General features: G+C 69.6%; 11 protein-coding genes. 4 read left to right on the forward strand and 7 right to left on the reverse strand.

The window, feature by feature from the left end; translation table 11 throughout:
* Positions 1 to 19: 19 nt before the first annotated feature.
* The 6 genes from QHF84_RS30695 to mxcK all read right to left on the reverse strand — a co-directional run bounded on the left by QHF84_RS30695 (position 20) and on the right by mxcK (position 7,376).
* Positions 20 to 796: a 2,3-dihydro-2,3-dihydroxybenzoate dehydrogenase gene (locus tag QHF84_RS30695; RefSeq protein WP_281317022.1), complete on the reverse strand. Its 777-nt coding sequence runs from the start codon at positions 794 to 796 to the stop codon at positions 20 to 22.
* Positions 780 to 1,709, reverse strand: a complete 930-nt coding sequence (locus QHF84_RS30700; RefSeq protein WP_281317023.1) for an isochorismatase family protein — start codon at positions 1,707 to 1,709, stop codon at positions 780 to 782. Before QHF84_RS30700 ends, QHF84_RS30695 begins: the two co-directional genes overlap by 17 nt.
* Before the next feature lie 17 nt (positions 1,710 to 1,726).
* Positions 1,727 to 3,373, reverse strand: a complete 1,647-nt coding sequence (locus QHF84_RS30705; protein WP_281317024.1) for a (2,3-dihydroxybenzoyl)adenylate synthase — start codon at positions 3,371 to 3,373, stop codon at positions 1,727 to 1,729.
* Complete coding sequence (gene dhbC / locus QHF84_RS30710) at positions 3,373 to 4,599, reverse strand: isochorismate synthase DhbC (RefSeq protein WP_281317025.1); 1,227 nt, start codon at positions 4,597 to 4,599, stop codon at positions 3,373 to 3,375. The genes QHF84_RS30705 and dhbC overlap by 1 nt, the downstream gene beginning before the upstream one ends.
* 86 nt (positions 4,600 to 4,685) lie before the next feature.
* Positions 4,686 to 6,152, reverse strand: a complete 1,467-nt coding sequence (locus QHF84_RS30715) for a 3-deoxy-7-phosphoheptulonate synthase class II (RefSeq protein ID WP_348652895.1) — start codon at positions 6,150 to 6,152, stop codon at positions 4,686 to 4,688.
* Between the two features lie 15 nt (positions 6,153 to 6,167).
* Complete coding sequence (mxcK, locus tag QHF84_RS30720; protein ID WP_281317026.1) at positions 6,168 to 7,376, reverse strand: myxochelin export MFS transporter MxcK; 1,209 nt, start codon at positions 7,374 to 7,376, stop codon at positions 6,168 to 6,170.
* Positions 7,377 to 7,712: 336 nt separating this feature from the next.
* Here mxcK and QHF84_RS30725 point away from each other — a divergent pair, with 336 nt between their 5' ends.
* Positions 7,713 to 8,165, forward strand: coding sequence for a hypothetical protein (locus QHF84_RS30725; protein WP_281317027.1), 453 nt, complete (start codon positions 7,713 to 7,715; stop codon positions 8,163 to 8,165).
* A 7-nt stretch (positions 8,166 to 8,172) separates the two neighbouring features.
* Here the strand turns inward: QHF84_RS30725 and QHF84_RS30730 are convergent, their stop codons facing one another.
* Complete coding sequence (locus QHF84_RS30730; RefSeq protein ID WP_281317028.1) at positions 8,173 to 11,343, reverse strand: GAF domain-containing protein; 3,171 nt, start codon at positions 11,341 to 11,343, stop codon at positions 8,173 to 8,175.
* A 252-nt stretch (positions 11,344 to 11,595) separates the two neighbouring features.
* Here QHF84_RS30730 and QHF84_RS30735 point away from each other — a divergent pair, with 252 nt between their 5' ends.
* Genes QHF84_RS30735 through QHF84_RS30745 form a run of 3 tightly spaced genes read left to right on the forward strand, consistent with a single transcriptional unit; the run spans position 11,596 to position 18,481 of the window.
* Positions 11,596 to 12,996 carry a hypothetical protein gene (locus QHF84_RS30735; RefSeq protein ID WP_281317029.1) on the forward strand — a complete coding sequence of 467 codons (1,401 nt, stop codon included), beginning with the start codon at positions 11,596 to 11,598 and terminating at the stop codon, positions 12,994 to 12,996.
* Positions 12,997 to 13,015: 19 nt separating this feature from the next.
* Positions 13,016 to 17,368: a sigma 54-interacting transcriptional regulator gene (locus QHF84_RS30740; RefSeq protein WP_281317030.1), complete on the forward strand. Its 4,353-nt coding sequence runs from the start codon at positions 13,016 to 13,018 to the stop codon at positions 17,366 to 17,368.
* A gap of 12 nt (positions 17,369 to 17,380) precedes the next feature.
* Positions 17,381 to 18,481, forward strand: a complete 1,101-nt coding sequence (locus QHF84_RS30745; RefSeq protein WP_281317031.1) for a hypothetical protein — start codon at positions 17,381 to 17,383, stop codon at positions 18,479 to 18,481.
* Positions 18,482 to 18,564 lie beyond the last annotated feature (83 nt).

An 18,564-nucleotide genomic window follows, 5' to 3' on the forward strand; every position in this document is an offset into this window, starting at 1 on the left:
ACGCCGCCCGGCGGCGGCGTCACACCCCCAGCGTGGCGCCGCCGTCGACGCAGAGATCGTGCATGGTGATGTGCCGTGCCCGGTCCGAGAGCAGGAACAACACCGCGTCGGCGACGTCCGCCGGATTCGCGATTCTTTGCAACGGAATCCCGACCTTGTAAGCGCCGGGCGCGCCGTCGATGACGGCCTGCGCCCCGCTCTCGTCTTTCCACAACGATCGCTGCATGGGCGTATCCGTCGAACCCGGGGAGACGACGTTGCACCGGATGCCGTGCTTCGCGAGCTCGAGGCCCATGCACTTGGTGAACATCGCGGCGGCCGCCTTCGAGGCCGCATACACCGACATGTGCATGCGTGGCGTCCGCCCGGCATTGGATCCGACGGTCACGATGGCGCCGGAACGGCGCGGCACCATGCGCCGGGACACGGCCCGGCAAAGGTAAAACACTCCCCGAGCATTGACGGCGAAGCTCTGCTCCCAGTCCTCGTCGCGCAGCTCGTCGAGGAGACCGACGCGCAGCACACCGGCGACATTGACCAGGAAATCGATGGGGCCGAGCTCGCGCTCGATCCGGTCCACCGCCGCGTCGACCGCCTCGCGGCTCGTGACGTCTGCGCGGAACGGCGCCGCGCGCCCGCCGCTCGCCCGAATCTCGGCGGCCACCACGTCGAGGCGGTCGCGATTCGCATCGAGCGCGGCCACGCTCGCCCCGCGCGCCGCGAGCGCTCGCGCGACGGCCTCCCCGATTCCCTGAGCGGCGCCCGTGACGAGCGCGACTTTATCCTTGAACTCCATGGGCCTGCTCCTCGGCTCCGGTCCATCGCCCGCGCGGCAGTCGCGCAGAAAGGATCTCCCACCAATCGTCGAGCGTCGCGCGCTCCGCGAGCTCCACGAACGAAATGTCGATCCCCGCGGCGCGCAGCCGTTCGACGAGGGTCATGAGGCGGATGGAATCGAGGCCGAGATCGAGGAGGGAATCGCCGCTCCGGATGTCGGAGGCGGGGCACTCCAGGAGCTCGGCGACCTCGCTCCGCAGGTGCTCGAGGTCGAACGTCGCGACGCCGAATGATTTCTCTTCGAAAGCGTCGAGCACGTCGCGGGTCGAGACGACGACGCCGCACCGCTGCGCCACGTACGTCATGGCCATCTCGTGCCAGTTTCGGGTGAAATCGGAGGTCGCGTCGGCCACGAAGAACGGCTGCACGTCGTTCATGAACGCCTCGCCGGCCGTCAACATGCATCCGATGTGCGCGTACACGCCGCAAATGATGAGCTGATCGCGCCGCCACCGGCGCAGCAGATCGAGCAGCTCCGTCCGTTGAAACGCGCTGTAACGCCATTTCGTGAGGACGGTGTCCGAATCCGCGGGCGAGAGCTCGTGAACGATCCCGTGCTTGTGCGGCTGCGCCGTCAGCCCGGGGCCCCAGAAGTCGAGGAGCAGGCCACGCTCCTCGGCCGTCTGCTCGGAGGGCTGCATGGTGTACACGACCGGGATCCCGAGCGCGCGGCACCGCTCTCGTACCTGCCGGATGTTCTCCAGGAGCTCGACGACCGGTGAGGCACGGGTATCGTAATAATCGAGGAAATACTGCTGCATGTCGTGGATCAGGAGAACGGCGCGGCTCGGATCCGGCGTCCACGACATCCGGTTCTTGGGCAGCTCCTCTTTCCGCGGCATGAAATAAGGCTGGATGCTGGGGATTCCCATTCGATGTTCTCCGGTGGTCATTGGCCCTTCTGGGCGAGCTTGTCGGCGATCGAGCGGCGGAGCGCCTGTTTGTCCACCTTCCCCACGCTGGTCTTGGGGAGGTCGCCGATGAGCTCGATGCGGTCCGGGATCTTGTAAGCGGCCAGGCCCCGCTCCCGCAGGAATGCGGTGAGCTCACGCGGCGCCGGCGGCGTCTCGCGGGGGACGACGAATGCGCACGAGCGCTCCCCGAGGAAAACATCCGGCATGGCGACGAGCGCCACGTCACGCACTGCCGGATGGGCGAGGAGGTGATTCTCGATTTCCTCGGCCGCGATCTTCTCGCCGCCGCGGTTGATCTGATCCTTCGCGCGCCCCTCCACGACGAGATACCCCGACGGCGTGCGCCGCACGACGTCCCCCGTCCGGTAAAACCCGTCGCGCGTGAATGCCTTGGCATTGTGGGCCTCGGCCTTGTAATACCCGCGAATGGTATAGGGACCTCGCGTGAGGAGGTGGCCCACCTGCCCGACCTCGACGTCCTTGTCATCGTCGTCGACGATCCGGACCTCGTCGTCCGCGGAAATGGGCCGGCCCTGCGTTTCGACGATGACATCTTCGGGATCGTCGAGGCGGGTGTAATTGACGAGCCCCTCGGCCATGCCGAACACCTGTTGCAAGGTGCATCCGAGCGTGCCTCGCACGCGGCGCGCGACCTCCGCGCTCAGCTTGGACCCGCCCACCTGGAGCAAGCGGAGGCTCGACAGATCGTGCCGGTTGCTCCGCGCGGCTTCGAGCCAGACGGCGCAGAGCGGCGGCACGAGGGCCGTGATGGTGACGCGCTCTTTTTCGATCCAGCGGAAGGCCTCGTCCGGGCTCGGGCGCCGGCTGAGCACGACGCGGCCGCCGGCATGGAGCACGCCCAGGCTGCCGGGGGAGCTCAGCGTGAAATTGTGCGCGACGGGCAACGTGACGAGATAGACGCTGTCTCCATCGAGCGCGCAGATGTCGGCGCTGGCCCGGACGCTGTACAGGTAATCGTCGTGCGTGCGGGGGATCAACTTGGGGATCCCCGTGCTGCCGCCTGAAAGCTGAAAAAAGGCGACGTCCCCGGGCGCGGGTGTCGTGAGCGGCGTGGTGTCGTCGTACAAGCTCTCCAGGGACGTGAACGGCCCGGGTTCGCCTGCGACGAGGATATGCTTCACGGTGCTCGCTTCGGTCCGGATCTCCTCGGCGAGCTTGCGGTAATCGAATCCGCCGTCCTTGTCGGCGATGATGTAGGCGACAGCCTCCGTGAATTGGCAGAAGTACGAGATTTCAGCCCGTCGATGCGGGGGCAGGGCGAGCACGGGGAGCGCGCCCAGGCGGAACAGGGCAAAGCAGACCTCGAAGAACTCCACGATGTTCGGGAGTTGCACGACGACACGATCGCGCGGCGCGATGCCGAGGCGCGCAAACCCGGCCGCGAGGCGCGAGGCGCGGGCATCGAGCTCGCGATAACTCAGGCGGCGCCGGTCGTCGACGAGCGCGGTTCGATCGCCGAATCGTGTGGCTCGATCGCGCAAAAAGTCGCCGAACGTCTCTCCGATCCAGTAACCCGCTCGCCGATACCGTTCGGCGAAATCGGGAGGCCAGGGCGTGAACCCTTCGAGCGCCTCCATTTCACGAGATTCCTCGGCGCGCATCAGAGGCCCTCCGGCAAAGGATCGAGGCCGAGCGCGGAGAGGACGGTGCGCATCTTGGCCGAGATCTCGGCGCGCTCTTTCTCGGGCGACGAACCGGCGACGATTCCGGCCCCCGCATACACACGAAGTGCGTCGCCGCCGATCTCGGCGCAGCGGATGGTCACCGCCCATTCTCCGTCGCCGGCCGCGTCACAATAGCCCACGAGGCCCGTGAAGAAGCCACGATCGTAGGGCTCGATCTCCTCGATGGCCGCGCGCGCTCTCGCGGTCGGGTATCCACACACGGCAGGCGTCGGGTGCAATGCCATTGCGAGCGCGAGCGACGAGGTCGAGCGATCCGCGAGCTCCCCGGTGATCGGCGTCGATAGATGCCACATGGCCGGCGTGTGCAGGAGCGACGCGCGCGTGGGAACGGTGAGGCGCTCGCAGAAGGGGCGGAGCGCTTCGACGACGGCATCGACGACGACCGCGTGCTCGCGTCGGTCTTTCTCGGAGGCGAGGAGCGCGCTCGCCCGCCGCTCGTCTTCCACCGGGTCGGGGCTCCGCGGCGCGGACCCCGCGAGCGGATTGGCGAAGACCGTGCTCCCGGAGCGCGAAACGAGGAGCTCGGGGCTCGCGCCGATCAAGGTTCGCGGCTGTGGCGCGAGGGCTCCGCGCGTCTCAGGGAGCCTGAGCGCGAACGTATAACCGGCGGTGTTTCGCTTCGACAACCGCTCGAGAAGGAGTGAGAGATCGACCGGCTCCGACGAACGCAGCTCCAGCATTCTGGAGAGGACCACCTTCGACAGCGCGTCCGTGCGTATCAAGGCGAGGGCGCGCTCGACACCGCTCAGAAACCCTTCGCGATCGGGCGACAAGCGCATCCATTCCGCGGAGACCCGCGGAGGGGCGGGGAGGGACGTCGACGCCGCGTCCACGGGCCCAGCGATACGCGTGGTTCGCGGCACGAGGAGGTGGGCCGGGGAGCGGGTATCGAATGGCACGGCGCCGACCGCCATGGGCCGCTCGTACCCGGACTTTTCGAGCGCCGCGAGCAATGCCGCAACGCGCTCCGGGAGCCCCTCGCCGTGCCCGGTTCCACCGACGATCTCGCGCACGCCCTGCGCGAGAACGGTGCGGTTCGGGGACGAAAAGAAGAAAGACGATTCCTGGTTGTACGCCTGGAGGAGCTCCGTGCCGCTGCGCACGGTGGCGGCGAAGGCTTCCGGCGTCGAGATCGAGGTCATCGAGCGAGTCTCCTTGCTGGCCTGGACGGGGCCATGAACGACTTCTTCCTGGGCTCTCGCGAAAAGGGCGCGCCACAACGCCACGCTCATGGGCGCATCGCCCGCATGCGCCGCGCGATGCAATACGAGAGCTCGAGCGCCTGCGACTGGTTCAACCGAGGGTCGCAGAGCGTCTCGTAGGCGTGTGAGAGGTCCTCCTCGCGCACGCTCCCGCCGATGCATTCGGTGACGTGGTCACCCGTGAGCTCGAAATGGACGCCGCCGAGGTAGGTGCCGCAGGCGTCGTGCGCGTCGAACGTCCGCTCGATCTCGCGCACGATCGCCGCGAATTCACGCGTCTTCACGCCCGAGCTCGTGGTGATCGTGTTGCCGTGCATGGGGTCGCATACCCAGAGCACGCGGCGGCCCGCGCGTTTCACGACCTCGAGCAAGGGCGGGAGCGTTTCTTCGACGCGCTCGGCGCCCATGCGCGTGATGAGCACGATACGCCCGGGGATCTCGGTGGGATTCAGCGTGTCGAGCAAGCGCAGGACCTCGACCGGCGTGACCGTGGGTCCGAGCTTGATGCCGATCGGATTGCTGATTCCCCGGAGGAACTCGACGTGCGCGCCGTCGAGCGACCGCGTCCGCTCGCCGAGCCACGGCATGTGCGCCGTGAGATCGTAATGGTCGTCCCGGTGCAGCGCGGCGCGGGTCTGCGCGGACTCGTAATGCAGGTTGAGCGCCTCGTGGGACGTGAAGAACTCGACGCGCGAGAGCTCGCTCCCGGCGCCGCCGAGCGCGTCCATGCATCGGAGCGCGTCTTCGAGCTGCCGCGTCGTCGCCTGGAAGCATTCGCGTACGGGGGCGGGCAGGTCCGCGCGCTCGGAGAACGAGAGATCCCAGCGCTCCGGGCGCTCGAGATCGGACAATCCGCCGGCCGAGAGGGATCGGACGAAATTGAGCGTCATCGCGGCGTGGTGATAACAAGCGAGCATCCGCTCCGGGTCCGGTCGCCGCGCCTCGGGCGTGAACTCCGACCCGTTCACGAGATCGCCGAAATAACTCGGCAGCTCGAGCCCACCGCGCACCTCCGTGGGGCGCGAGCGCGGCTTGGCGTATTGCCCGGCGAAACGCCCCACGCGCACCACCGGCTTGCCACCGCCGACGATGAGCACGAGCGACATCTTGAGCAAGATCTCGAGCTTGTTGGCGATGGTGTCCGCGCGGCATTCGCGCATGGTCTCGGCGCAATCGCCGCCCTGGAGCAGGAAGCGCCGGCCGAGCTGCGCCTCCGCGACGAGAGCGCGCAATCGCTCGACCTCCCATGAGCTCACGAGCGGCGGCAGCTCTGCGATGCGCGCCGCCACGCGCTCGACCGCGGCGGGATCGTCGTACCGCACGGCCTGCGGATCGGGCCTCGATCTCCAGGACGTGGGGCTCCACCCGCCTGCGCGCGAACGCGAAGGGGCGCGCGAGCGCGAGGGCGGGGTTTCTCCGGTCGAATGCGGTGCGGCGGCCTCGTGGTTCGAGGAATTCCTCACCGGCGTGCCCATGGCGATTTCGTGAATCATTAAAAGCTCACGTTCTCAGGTCTGCGCTGCGCGCTGCGGGGCAGCGCTGCGCCCGAGCACCCACAGAATGCAAAGCGCGAGGAGCGACACGCTCGACGCGAGGAATCCCATATGGCCGAAGCCGACGAGCGCGCCGCCCTCCGTCGTCGTGATGAAGAGCCCGCTCGTCCATGCGGCGAGGCCCGAGGCGCCGTCGCTCGCCGCCATGTTGACCGCGAGGTAACGCCCGCGCAGCGCGGGCGGCACGCGTGACGTGATCAATGCGATCGTCGGGATGGCGCGGCCCGAGGTCAGGGTCATGAAGAGGACGAAAAGCGCGGCCACGCCCGCCTTGGGAAGGATGGACAGGTGCGTGAAGAGGAGATACGGCGCCAGGGTGGCGACGAGCAGAACGCCGAGCACCCGGGGCGGGCCGTGACGATCCGCGAGGGCGCCGATCCAGCGCGACGTGAAAAGCGTCGCCGCGCCGCCGCATAGATAGATCCAGGGCAGATCCGAGAGGCGGAGTCCGAGATTACCCACCATGAACGTGCTGAGATAGGGAATCAGCAAGAAGCCTGCGAAGACCACGCTGAACGTGAGCGCCCAGCCGAGCGGAAGCCCCGGCACCGAGAGGAGCGGGGCGAAAGCGTTCCGTCCTTTTTCGCGTGCATCGGCCAGGTGATGATCGACGGCGGGCAGGATGCGCCACGAAAGGAGCCACAGGATGCCGGCGAGCGCGCTGATGGCCCAGAAGGGCGCGCGCCAGCCCCATTGATTGGCGAGCGCGAGCCCGAGCGGCACGCCGCCGACGGCCGAGAGGCCGTAGGACGACATCACGATGCCAATGGCGCGGCCGCGGCGCTCGGCCGGTACGCGATCGGCGAGAATGGCCATGACGACCGCGCTCATCAGGCCTGCGGAGGCGCCTGCCACGGTCCTCGAAAGAAGCAGCCACGTCGGGCCGTGCGCCATCCCGCACGAAAACGTGGCCGCGATGAACCCGGTATAAAGCAGCAAAAGCGCGCGTTTGCGGTCCCAACGATCCAGCCAGAGCACGCCGAGCAGGCCCATGGCGGCCGAGGCGAGCGTGTAGGCCGACACCATGGCCCCGAAAGCCGTCGCCGAAATGCCGAACCGGCCGATGAGCTCCGGCCCGAGCGGCATCAGGATCATGAAATCGAGAATGTGCGTGAACTGAACGGCACCGAGAAGCCAAACGAGGTGGCGCTCATGTCGTGTCATGGGGGAATCGGCCACGAAAGGACTCCAGGGGACGCCCGGGGGTGGGCGAACGTTGGCTTGCCTACGCTCACCTACAGAGAACCGCGATCTTGATGAAAGTGATAATGAAACCCATTATCAATTGTCAAGGTGATCGTGGGGAGGCGTGCCAAAATTCTGTCTGGAGTCGTGCAATTTTGTGTTGTTGCTGGAACTTTTGCGCGTTGAATGGGTGTCAGAACACAGGGGCGCGCACGTCGAACGACGCCGCCGCGCCTTCCCGGGTCGCCTCTCCCTCTCCGCGGCTCGGAGCGCGCCCCTTTCCCGATGGGGGCGGATCGTGTTATTTGCACCCCCGTGCGCCCAGACCTTCCGACCGATTTCGACTCCGAGGGCTGGCACCGCATAGGTGGCCACACGTATCGGCGCGAGCGCGCGGGCATCGTATTCATCCGCCTCGGGGGGGATCTCGCCGAAGACGACGTGGCCGCCTTTTTCGACGCATTCGCAGCGCTCTGCGAGGAGAGCAGGCTCTCGCACGCGTTCTGGCTCATCGACATCGGGCGGCTCGGCGCCGTCTTGCCCGGAGCACGCACGCGCGCCGCGACCACGCCGGTGCGACGCGAAAACAAGGGAATGGTGCTCTTCAATGGGAGCTTCCGGCAACGCGTGCTCGTGACGCTCGTCGACAAGGCGACGTCGCTGCTTCAGCCGGATGTCCCTCCGCTCGTCTTTTTCAGCGCCGAGGCGGAGGCGCGCGCCTGGATCGACACGCGACGGCGCGAGCTCGCGACGAGCGGCGTCACGTGACTCTGCCTCAAGCCACGCGCTTCATCTTCGCCGCCACCCCGTCCACGATCCGCTGCACCTCTTCGAGGTCCACCGGCTTCGTCAGGTGGTAATCGAACCCCGCCTCGCGCGCTTGCCGCCGATCTTCCTCGGTCCCCCAGCCCGTCAGCGCCACCAGCACCACCCGACCGAGCGCTTCCTCGGCCCGCAGCCGCTGCGCCACCTCGTATCCCGTCATTCCCGGCAAACCGATATCCAGAAAGACGACGTCCGGCTCGAAGGCGCGCGCGGCGACCAGCGCCGACGGGCCCGTGTGCGCCACTTCGGTCGTGTGTCCCGTCAACTGGAGCAGCTCCGCCAGGCTCTCCGCGCCGTCGACGTTGTCGTCGACCACGAGCACCTTCAAGCCGCCGGCCGCTCCTTTGGAAGGCGCATCCCCGCTCGGATTCTCGGCTTGCGCTTCCTCGGCAGCTCCGAGAGGCAGGCGAACCGTGAAAATCGAACCTCGGGACGGACCATCACTTGCGGCTTCCACGGTCCCCCCATGGAGCTCCACGAGACGCCGCACCAGGGTCAAACCGATACCCAGGCCTCCCTGCGCGCGGTCGATGGAGCGGCCGACCTGCGTGAACATGTCGAACACCCTCGGCAGCATTTCCGCCGGAATGCCCACGCCGGTGTCCTCCACGCGCACGACCACGTGCCCGCCTTCCGACGTTGCCGTGACGCGAATGTCGCCCCCGGCCGGCGTGTATTTCGCCGCGTTGTTGAGCAGGTTCGCCAGGATCTGCGAGAGCCGCGTCGGATCGGCCGAGAGGTACAGCGGCTCGCTCGGCAGCGACACCGATAACACGTGCTTGGCCGTCTCGATCAGCGGGCGGCTCGTCTCGAGCGCGCTCTCCAGCACCGCCCGGAACTCCACCCGCTCCTTGCGCAGCTCCACCTTGCCCCGCGTGATGCGTGAGACGTCGAGCAGATCGTCCACCATCCGCACCATGTGCCCGACCTGCCGCTCCATCATCTCGCGGATGCGTCGCCCCTGCGCCTCGTCGCGGGTCATTTGCAAGAGGCTCAGGCCCGTCCGGATGGGAGCGAGCGGGTTTCGGAGCTCGTGGGCGAGCGTCGCCAAGAACTCGTCTTTGCGCCGGTCCTGATTCCGCAATTCGTCGTAGAGCCGCGCGTTCTCGATCGCCACGGACGCGATGTGCGCGAGCTGCACCAGGATCGCCTCGTCCTGCTCCGTGAATTCGCCCTCGTACTTGTCGGAGAGCTGGATGAGGCCGAGGTTTTTCCCGCTCCGGCCGATGAACGGCGCCGCGAGCCAGCCTCGCATCGGCGGGTGTTTGTCCCCCTCGTCGCTGAAGTTTCTCCACGCCGGGTGGGACACGAGCTCGGCCTGCGTGAGGCGCATCGGGCGGTTCGTCTGGCAAACGAGCGTGTAAATGCCCTTGCCCGTGGGCGCCCCCTCGTAACTCCGATATGCCTCGTACTTCGAGGACAGGGCCGCGGCGTTGATCGCCTGGGACCAGTCGTTGCCGAGCGTCAGGCTGGTGACCGACTGGTGCGCGCCGATGATGCGCCGCGCCTCCTCGGTGATGACCCGGAGCACGCTGTCGAGCGACGCGGACGCGTGAATGGTGAGCGCCGCGTCGGCCACTTGTTCGAGCAGCCGCGCCTGCTCGCGCTCGCGCTCGAGAAGCCGCGCGAGCCGCTCCTCGTGGAGCTTGCGCACCGTGGCGTCGACCGTCACGCCGTCGAAGCGCTCCGCCGTCCCGTCCGGCCCGTGCGCCGTCCCGCCGAGCGCGCGGATCCATTTGATGGCCCCGGTCTCCGGATCGACCGTCCGGTAATCGATGTCGTACGGCGTCGAGTTCTGGATCGAAAACTCGATGGCCTGCCGCGTATGCGCCCGGTCGTCCGGGTGAATGCGCTCGTAGAACGTGTCGATCGTCACGCGGGCGTCGGGCGGGAGCCAGAAATGCTCTTTGACGCGATCGTCCCAGATGAGCTCGTCGAACGGCAGATCACAATGCCAGAAGCCGATCCCGGCGAGCTCGACCGCGAAATCGAGCCGCTCGTCGCGCTCGCGCAGGCTGCGGGCCGTCCGGGCGCGCTCGAGCGCCTCCCAGCACTGGCCCACGACGAACCGGACGAGCTCCACCTCCTCGGGCTTCCAGCGCCGCGGCTTCGCCTGGTCGACGGCCATGAGCGCGATGAGCTTGCCGGCCTTGTGCAACGGGACGCAGATGCCGGCCTGGATCCTTGCCGTACGGTACACCGCGAGGTCGCCCGGGGCGCGCGGGTCCTGGTCCACGTCATCCATCACGTACGGCTGGTTCGCCCGCAAGGCCTGCTCGAACGCGGGCCCGAAGCTTCTCACCGACCACCGCCCCGCCATGCTCGGGACGCCGTCGCGCGTGTAGTCGCCCGTGATGACGAAGGTACGCTCGGCGTCGATCTCGGCGTAGACGCAGCGATCGACGCCGAGGTGCTCGGCGAGCAGGCGCGCCGTCGTGGTCATGATCTCGTCGGGCTCGATGAGCGGCTGCGTGGCGGCGGCGAGCCTCGCGAGGAACCGATGCCGGCCTTCGCTCACGCGGAGCGCCTCGGTTGCCTGCCTTCGCTCCTCGGCGAGGGCGAGGGCCTTCGTGGCGCTCCCGGCGAAGCGCGACAGGCTCGTGAGGATCCGGGCGTCTTCCCGGTCGAACCTCCGCGCCTCGCTGCGGCTGATGGCCCAGACCGTGCCGATGGGTTTGTCGCCGTCGTGGAAGGGGACGGTCAATGCCTCGACGATCGACGGATCGAGCGCAGCGACGGTCGCGAAGTGGCACGCGGGGTTGCGGAAGAGCAGCGCGGCGTTGCGGTCGACCACGACGCCGCAGGGGCTCTCGAACCGGTGCATGACCCCGCCGAGGCGATGCGCGTCCGCGCCTGCGATGGCGCGCCAGCGGATGACCTCCTCGTCGCCTTCGGTCTCGATGACGCTGATGCCGGCCGAGTCGGCCTGGCAGAGGGAGAGGGCGAGCTCGGCGAGCTTCGGGAGAATGGCCTCGGGTGCGCCGGTCAGCGCCTCGGCGAGCTCGACGAGGGCGCGGTTTTCGGCCGCATGATCAGGCTGCCTGGACGGGCGACGGGCGAGCTCCGCATCGCAATCTTGCAATAAGTCCCCAACGCTCGGGGGGACCGGCTGTACACGCATGACCCTGATCCGTGGAAACCTGAATAGGAAGCCAGAGTAACTGACCTAACGGTTCGGGGCAATGCGTAGGGAGGGAAGGGTGAAGTAGGGGAGAACCTGAGGGGGCCCGCTCGTCAGGGCAGCGGTAACCAGCGAGGGCCGGTTCCCATCGGCGCTGGGAACCGGTTCCCACCTCCGGGCCCGCGATCGCCTGAAAATTCGAGGGTTTCCGGGTGGCACGTGCCCTGCTCGGGCGGGGAGCGGAGGCTTGCCATGATGCGTTCATCCTTCGTTTCCCGCGCTGCCCTGCTTCCCCTCGTCCTCGCCCTCGTCCCCGCTTGCGCGGTCGAGATCCTCTCCGATGGAGGCGCGGCGCCGGGGGAGGGGAGCCCGCCCGACCTGCCCGAGACCTCGCAGGAGCCCTCGGCGTATGCGGGCAAGGGGTTCATCGTGCACGAATGGGGCACCGATACCGTGGTCGTGGGCTCGGACGGCTCGCTCCAGCGTGGATTGCACCACGAGGAGGAGGATCTCCCGAGCTTCGTCTACGACCGCGTCCGCGCCGGCACGTTGCCGGGCTCGACCTCGGTCCACGTGAAAATGGAGACGCCGGTCACGTACTTCTACGCGGACAAACCGATGAAGGCGCGCGTGCAGGTGGCGTTCCCGAGCGGCGTGCTCACCCAATGGTACCCCGCGGTGGCGAGCTTCTACCCGTGGGTGGCCCTGGCGAACGCAGCGCCGGGGCTCCTCGCGGACGCCGATCCGGTGCTCGATCCGGCGTTTCCCTGGAATGGGCCGACTTGCCAGGAGAAATTCGGCGCCGTGGGGCAGGGCCTCCTCGACTGGGGCGAGGTGGAGATTCTGCCGCGCGGCGAGGACGTCCCGCTTCCCGAGGCCTCGCTCGATGCGTTCACATGGAGCCACGCGCGCGCCGTCGACGCGAACGCGCTGCGCGTGACGGCCGTGCCGACGGCGAGCGGCGCGCCCGAGGCCGAGCGTTTCCTGTTCTATCGAGGCCTCGGCAACCTCACGCCGCCCGCGCGCGTGACGGCGGCCGCGAGCGCGGTCCGGGTCGAGAACACCTTGCCCGCCGCGCTCGGGGCGCTCTTCGTGGTGAACGTCGGGCCCGCCGGCGGCGCGTTCTCCGTGGTCCCCGCGGGCGTTTTGCCCGGCCAAACCGTCGACCTCGAGGCCCCGACGCTCGCCGCGGCCGCGCCGCTCGACGTGTTCTCCGAGGCCCTCGGCGAGGCCGTGACGAGCGCGCTCGACGGCGTGGGCCTCTACCACGACGAATCCCTCGCCATGGTGGCGACGTGGAAGCGGCAATGGTTCCGCACCCCGGGCCTGCGCGTGTTTTACCTCGCGCCACAGTCCTGGACCGACGCGACTTTGCCCCTCACCGTCGACCCCGCGCCCGACAGCGTGACCCGCGTCATGATGATCCGCGTCGAGGTGATCACGCCCGACCTCGAAGCGGGCGACGTCGCCGCGGCGAAGGGCCTCGCGGACCCGGCGACCGAGGCCGCGGCGGAGGCGCATTTCCAGGGCCTCGGCCGGTTCGCCGAGCCGCGCCTGCGCCGCGCACTCGACCTGCTCGGCCAGCCTTCCTGGGGCGAGCCGTTCCTCGCGGCGGTGACCTCGGCCGAGACGCGCGCCACGATGGGCGAATGAGCGGATAGACTCGGACGTGATGGGACGCCGCGACCGAGACGCGTTTCTCGTGCATGCCCGATATGCGGCCGGCGAGCCGCTCGGGCGCGGCGCGCAAGGGATCGTGCTGCGCGTGGTGGATCGGGAGGACCCGAGCCGCGCGCTCACGGCGAAGGTGTTCCGGCCCGGGGCGTTCGAGCCTTCGGCCTTGCTGGGCGAGTTCGCGTTGCTCTCGCGGCTCCGGCTGCCGGGCGTCGTGCGGGCGCACGACCTCGGACACGACGCGCGGACGGGCGCGCCCTTTCTGGTGGAGGACTTTGTCCCCGGGCTCGACGCGGCGACATGGGTGCGAGGCGCGACGGACGACGCGGACCACAATCGGCGGCTCGCGGACCTCTGCGCCGGCGTCGCAGCCTCGCTCGCGGCGCTGCACGACGCGGGCTTTTTGCACGGGGATCTCAAGCCGGCGCACGTGCGGATGCGGCCCGAGGCCCTCGGCGTGCGGCCCGTCCTGCTCGACCTCGGCGCGGCGGTGTTTTTCCGGGCACGCGCGTCGGGACAATCGATCGCGGCCTCGCCCGGGTATGCGGCGCCGGAGGTGCTGGCGGGCGCGGCGCCGACGATTCGTTCGGATCTGTATGGCCTCGGCGCGCTCGCCTGGGCCGCGGCGGCGGGCGCGCCACCGCCGCTGGGAAATGCGAAAAAGCGGCTCTCCACGTCGTGCCCGTGGCTCCGGCCGACGCTCGCCGAGATCGTCGAGGCGCTCGTGGAAGCGCACCCGCTCGATCGGCCCGAAGACGCGCGTCGCGTTTTGTCGTTCCTCGGGGCCTCGGCGATACGAGCGGGCGAGCGGCTCGGGGCGCCGCCGTCGCCGATCGGCCGGGAGGCGGAGATCGCTGCGCTCTCCGCGCCGTCCGCGTCGCCCGTGCGTCATGTCGTGGGGCCGAGCGGGGCGGGAAAGAGCCACCTCGCGCGCGAGCTCTTGACGCGTACGCTTTGCGCGGGGCGGGCGGCGCGGCTCGTCTCGCTCCCCACGGACGCGGGCTCGATCGTGCCGCGCCTGATCGGGTTTTTCCGCGGAATGGATCCGGCGCCGCCGCTCGCGCCCGCGGCCGAGGGCGGGACGGCGCTGCTCTTGATCGACGGGCTCGAAGCGGGTCCGCCCGAGCTCGCGGCCGCCCTCGACGTGTATCGGTGCCGCGGAGCGCGCGCGCCGGGGCTCGACGTGGTGGTGACGGCGCGCGCCGCGCCCCCGGGCGCGGATGTGCTGCGGATCGAGCCACTCGCGGGGGAAGCGTTTGTCGCTCTGTGCCATTCGCTCGGTTTGTCGGACGCGGCGGCGATCGAACATGCGCGGGCGGCCTCGGAGGGGCTCCCCGGGTGGCTCCTCGCGTCACTCGGGCGGGTGCCGCTCGAACGGGATACGGCGCTCGGGCGGGCGTCCGGTTTGTCCACGGGGGCGCGGGGCTTGCTCGCCGGAATCGCGCTGTCGGGCGGGGCCATGCCCGAGGGCGTTTGTCATGCGATCACGCGGCGGCTCGGAGGCGAGGGGGCGTCGCTTCTGGTGGAGCTTTTGTCGGCGTCTTTGATCGGGCGTCGGGCGTCCGGGGACGTGCGGTACGTGCTCTCTTCGCCGGAGCTCGGGCCCGATCTCGCGGCGGCGCTCGCCACGCCGGAGCTCGTGGATCTCGTGGCCGAGGTTTGGCTCGGCGAACCTAACGCCGACGCCGCGGCGCTCGTCTCCGTCGCGAAGGCGCCATCCCAGCCGGCGCAGCGGGAAGCGCTTTTCGCGCGGGCGGCCCTGGCGGCGCGGGAGAGTGGTCTCCTTTCGCTCGAAATCGATGCGCTCCTTTTGCTGCTGCAAACCCCTGCACGACGCACGCCGGCCTTGCTTTGCCGGCTGGAGCGGCTCGTCCGTGATGCCGGTTTGCCCGGGGCGCATCCCGAGGTGTTGCGCTGGCTCGGCGAGGCGGCCGTGCAGGACCCGAGCTTGCGCCCGCTTTCGCTTCGCCGGCGCGCCGAGCAAAAGGCCCGCGCCGGGGAGACGCCGGAGGCGCGCGCGCTCGCCGAGGAGGCGCTCGCGGAGGCGCGGCGCATACGCGATCGGCAAGCGGAAGCGTTCGCCCACGGCACGCTCGGCCTCGTGGCCCTGTTCTCCGCCGATTACACCGAAGCAGCCGGTCATCTCGCCCGCGCGCAGGAGATCCTCGGCGAGCGGGGCTCGGACGATCCCGAGGAGCTCGCGCGGATCCACCACAACGCGGGTGTCGTGGCGTTGTATCGGAATCGGTCGGATCTGGCGATCGAAACGTTTTCGCGGGCGCTCGGGGAGAAGCGGCGCCTCGGGGATCGCGCGGGGATGCGGTCGTGCCTGATGAACCTGGGAATGGCGCTCGGGCGCGCGGGGCGGTATGCGGACGCGGAAACGGCGCTCGTCGAGGCGACGTTGCTCTCGCGTTCCCTCGGTCAGGAGGCGGGGCTCGGCTGGTGCCTCTTCACACGGGCGGAGCTCGAGGTTCGTCGGGGCCATTTCGCGGCGGCGGCGCCGTTCGTCGCGGAGGCGTGGGCGCTCGGGGCATCGCTGCCCGCGGTGGTTCGGGCAGATCTTTCGATCCTGCGCGCGCGGATCCGGGCGCGCGCGGGCGACGGCGCGGGCGCGCTCGTGGCGCTCGGTGAGCTCGCCGCCGAGGCGCGGGCGCGGGACGCGCTCGTGGAGGTGCGGGCATGTATTGCGGAGGTGGAAGCGCGGCTCGCGACGTTGCCGGCGGAACCGCGGCGCGCGGCGCGGATTGCGCTCAGGGCGCTCCGGCGCGCGCGGGAGGCAGAGCTCGTGGAGGGCGAGTTCGAAGCGCGGGAAACCCTTTTCCGTGCGCTCGCGGCGCGGCGGCCGATTCGATATGCTCCGCGCATGGCGGCGGACGACGCGGGGGAGGAGGAAACGCTCTGGGACTTTTTGGCCGGCGCGGCGCGCGCGTCTCCCGAGGAGCTCGGCCTCGACCTCGCGCGGCGCATCGTGGCGCGCGCGGGCGCGGAGCGGGCGTTCGTGGCGCTCGCCTCCGGGGCGGCGCGGATCGGCGCGGTGTACGGCGCGGATCTGGACGGGCTCGCCCTCGCGGAGGCCGGGCAGCGGCTCGACACGGGCGTCGTGCGGGAAGCGCTCGGCAATGGGGATCCATTGTATCAGCGGGACATACCCACGGCGGGCGGTCGGGGCGCGCGGCTCGTCGTCGTGGGGCCGGAGGGGCCGCAGGGGAGCCCCATCGTCGTGGTCGAACATCGCTTCCGGCCCGGCGCGTTCGATCACGTGACGGCCGTGGAGGCGCGTCGATGGGGCATTCTCGCGGCGCTCGTCTTTCGGCTCTCGGCCACGGTCGAGCTGGACGAGGAGACGAAGACCCCGCGCCCCGCGGCCCGGAAGGAGCCGGGTTTGGCAGGGAAACCGATGGCGGATCCGCCGGGCGCGACGACGTTGATCCCCGTCTCCGGCCCTCGCCAGAGCTTCCCGGGGATCGTGGGCGATTCCCCGGCGCTCACGCGCGCGCTCGGGCGGCTCGAAGCGGCCTTGCCGAGTGAACTGCCGGTCCTCGTGGTGGGCGAGACCGGCGTGGGAAAGGAGCTCTTCGCGCGGGCGCTGCACGACCTCGGTCCGCGGGCGCGAGGTCCGTTCGTCGCGATGAATTGCGGCGGGATCCCGGACACCCTCTTCGAAGCGGAGCTCTTCGGGCACGCGCGGGGCGCATTCACCGGCGCTGACCGCGCGCGGACGGGGCTTTTCGCGCAGGCGAACGGCGGGACGCTCTTGCTCGACGAGATCGGCGAGCTCTCGCCCCTCCGTCAGGCCTCGCTGCTCCGGGCGCTCGAAGCGCGGCGGTTCCGGCCGATCGGCAGCGACGAGGAGCGCGCGTTCGACGTGCGGATCGTGGCCGCGACGAACCGCGACCTCGAAAAGGCAGTGGCCGACGGGACGTTCCGGCAGGACCTCTTTTATCGATTGAACGCGATCACGGTCCGCGTCCCGCCCCTGCGCGAGCGCGCCGAGGACGTGCCGCTCCTCTGCCGCGCTTTCCTCCCGGGCGCGACGTTCGCCGAGGACGCGCTCGCCGCGCTGTCGGCGCATCCGTGGCCCGGCAACGTGCGCGAGCTGCGCAACGTGATGGAGCGGCTCGGCGCGCTCGGCGCGTCGCGGATCGAGCGAGCGCACCTGCCGCGGGCGATCCGGGGGCGGGGCGCGGCGATCCCCGAGGCGGACGAGCGCGCGCCGATCCGGCGGGCCCTCGCGGAGACGGGCGGGAACATCAGCCAGGCGGCTTCGCGGCTGGGTTTGTCGAGGCAGGGGCTCAAGAAACGAATGATTCGGCTCGGGATGCGCGAGCCGGCCAAAAAGCTCGGTTAGGTGGTGGGCGTGATGGGCAGGGATGCAATGCGGACATGGGTCGGGCTCTTCGGAGCGGTTTTCCTCGCGGGTTGCGGCGCGGAGGCGGAGGGTTCGTCCGACGGAACGGCGCCGCTCGGCTGCGTCGCGACCGCGGCGGAGGGGATCGAGGTCGCGGCGGCGGACGGTTCGGGGGCGAATGGGTACGCGCTGGGATATGCGCCGCACGCCGTGGCGGGTTGCCTGCTCGTGTACGTGCATCCGGACGGGTCTTTGCGGGCGCGGGATCTCGCGCGGGGAGGGGAGGAGACGCTGGCGGAGGTGGTGGAGGCGCCGCGGCGGCCCACGGCGTTCGGCGGGGTCGTGGCCTGGGAGGCGCTGGAGGCGGGGCAACGCGTGGTGCGGGTACGCGCGGGGGGCGCGACGAGGACGGTGACGGGCGCGTTCGATCACGCCGGGGAGCCCCGCGCCGCGGGGGACGCGGTGGTGTTCACGGGATGGCTCTCGCCGGACGACGCGGGGGATACGGATGTATTCCTTTACGAGCCCGAAAAGGCCACTGCCATCGCCGTCGCGAGCGGGCTCGGGCAGCAGCGATTTCCCGATGTCTCGTCGACACACGTGGCATTTGCCGATTTCGCGGAGGACGCCGACGGCCGGTTCGACGAGGATGCGACCGACGCTTCGGACGTGGTGGTGATCGAGCGCGATACGGGACGAACGACGCGCCGCGCGCGGCCGGGCAAACAAGCCTTTCCGCTGCTCGGCGCCGAGGGGCGCGTGGTGTACCTCGAATGGGGACCGATGCACCCGGAGCCGAAGTTCAGCGCGTACACGCTGATCGTGGGAGACGTGCGCGAGGCGGGTGAGGCGGACGTTTCGGTCGTGGAGATCGAGACGGCAGTACCTTACGTGCGGCCGACGGCGCAGGGGAGCTCCCTCGAATGGGTGCAATGGCGCAGTGGTGCGCCCGCCACGTTGTTCCGACAGCCGGCGGATCTGGGAGCGGAAGCGACCCTGGTGACGGGCATGGAATTCGTGGAGCTTTATGCGCCGGTGGCAGGGGAGGGGATGACCGTCGTGGCGGCGCGCGCGGCGGATGGGGCGATGGTGATCCGCGCCGCGGCGCGGTGAGCTTCAGCGCCTGGTTTTTCGAATCATGTCATTGAGAAGCGGCCTTTCTTGATCATTTGTCTTTCAAGAAAGCACGACATGGC

The organism is Polyangium sp. y55x31 (assembly GCF_029946505.1).
GTDB lineage: Bacteria > Myxococcota_A > Polyangia > Polyangiales > Polyangiaceae > Polyangium.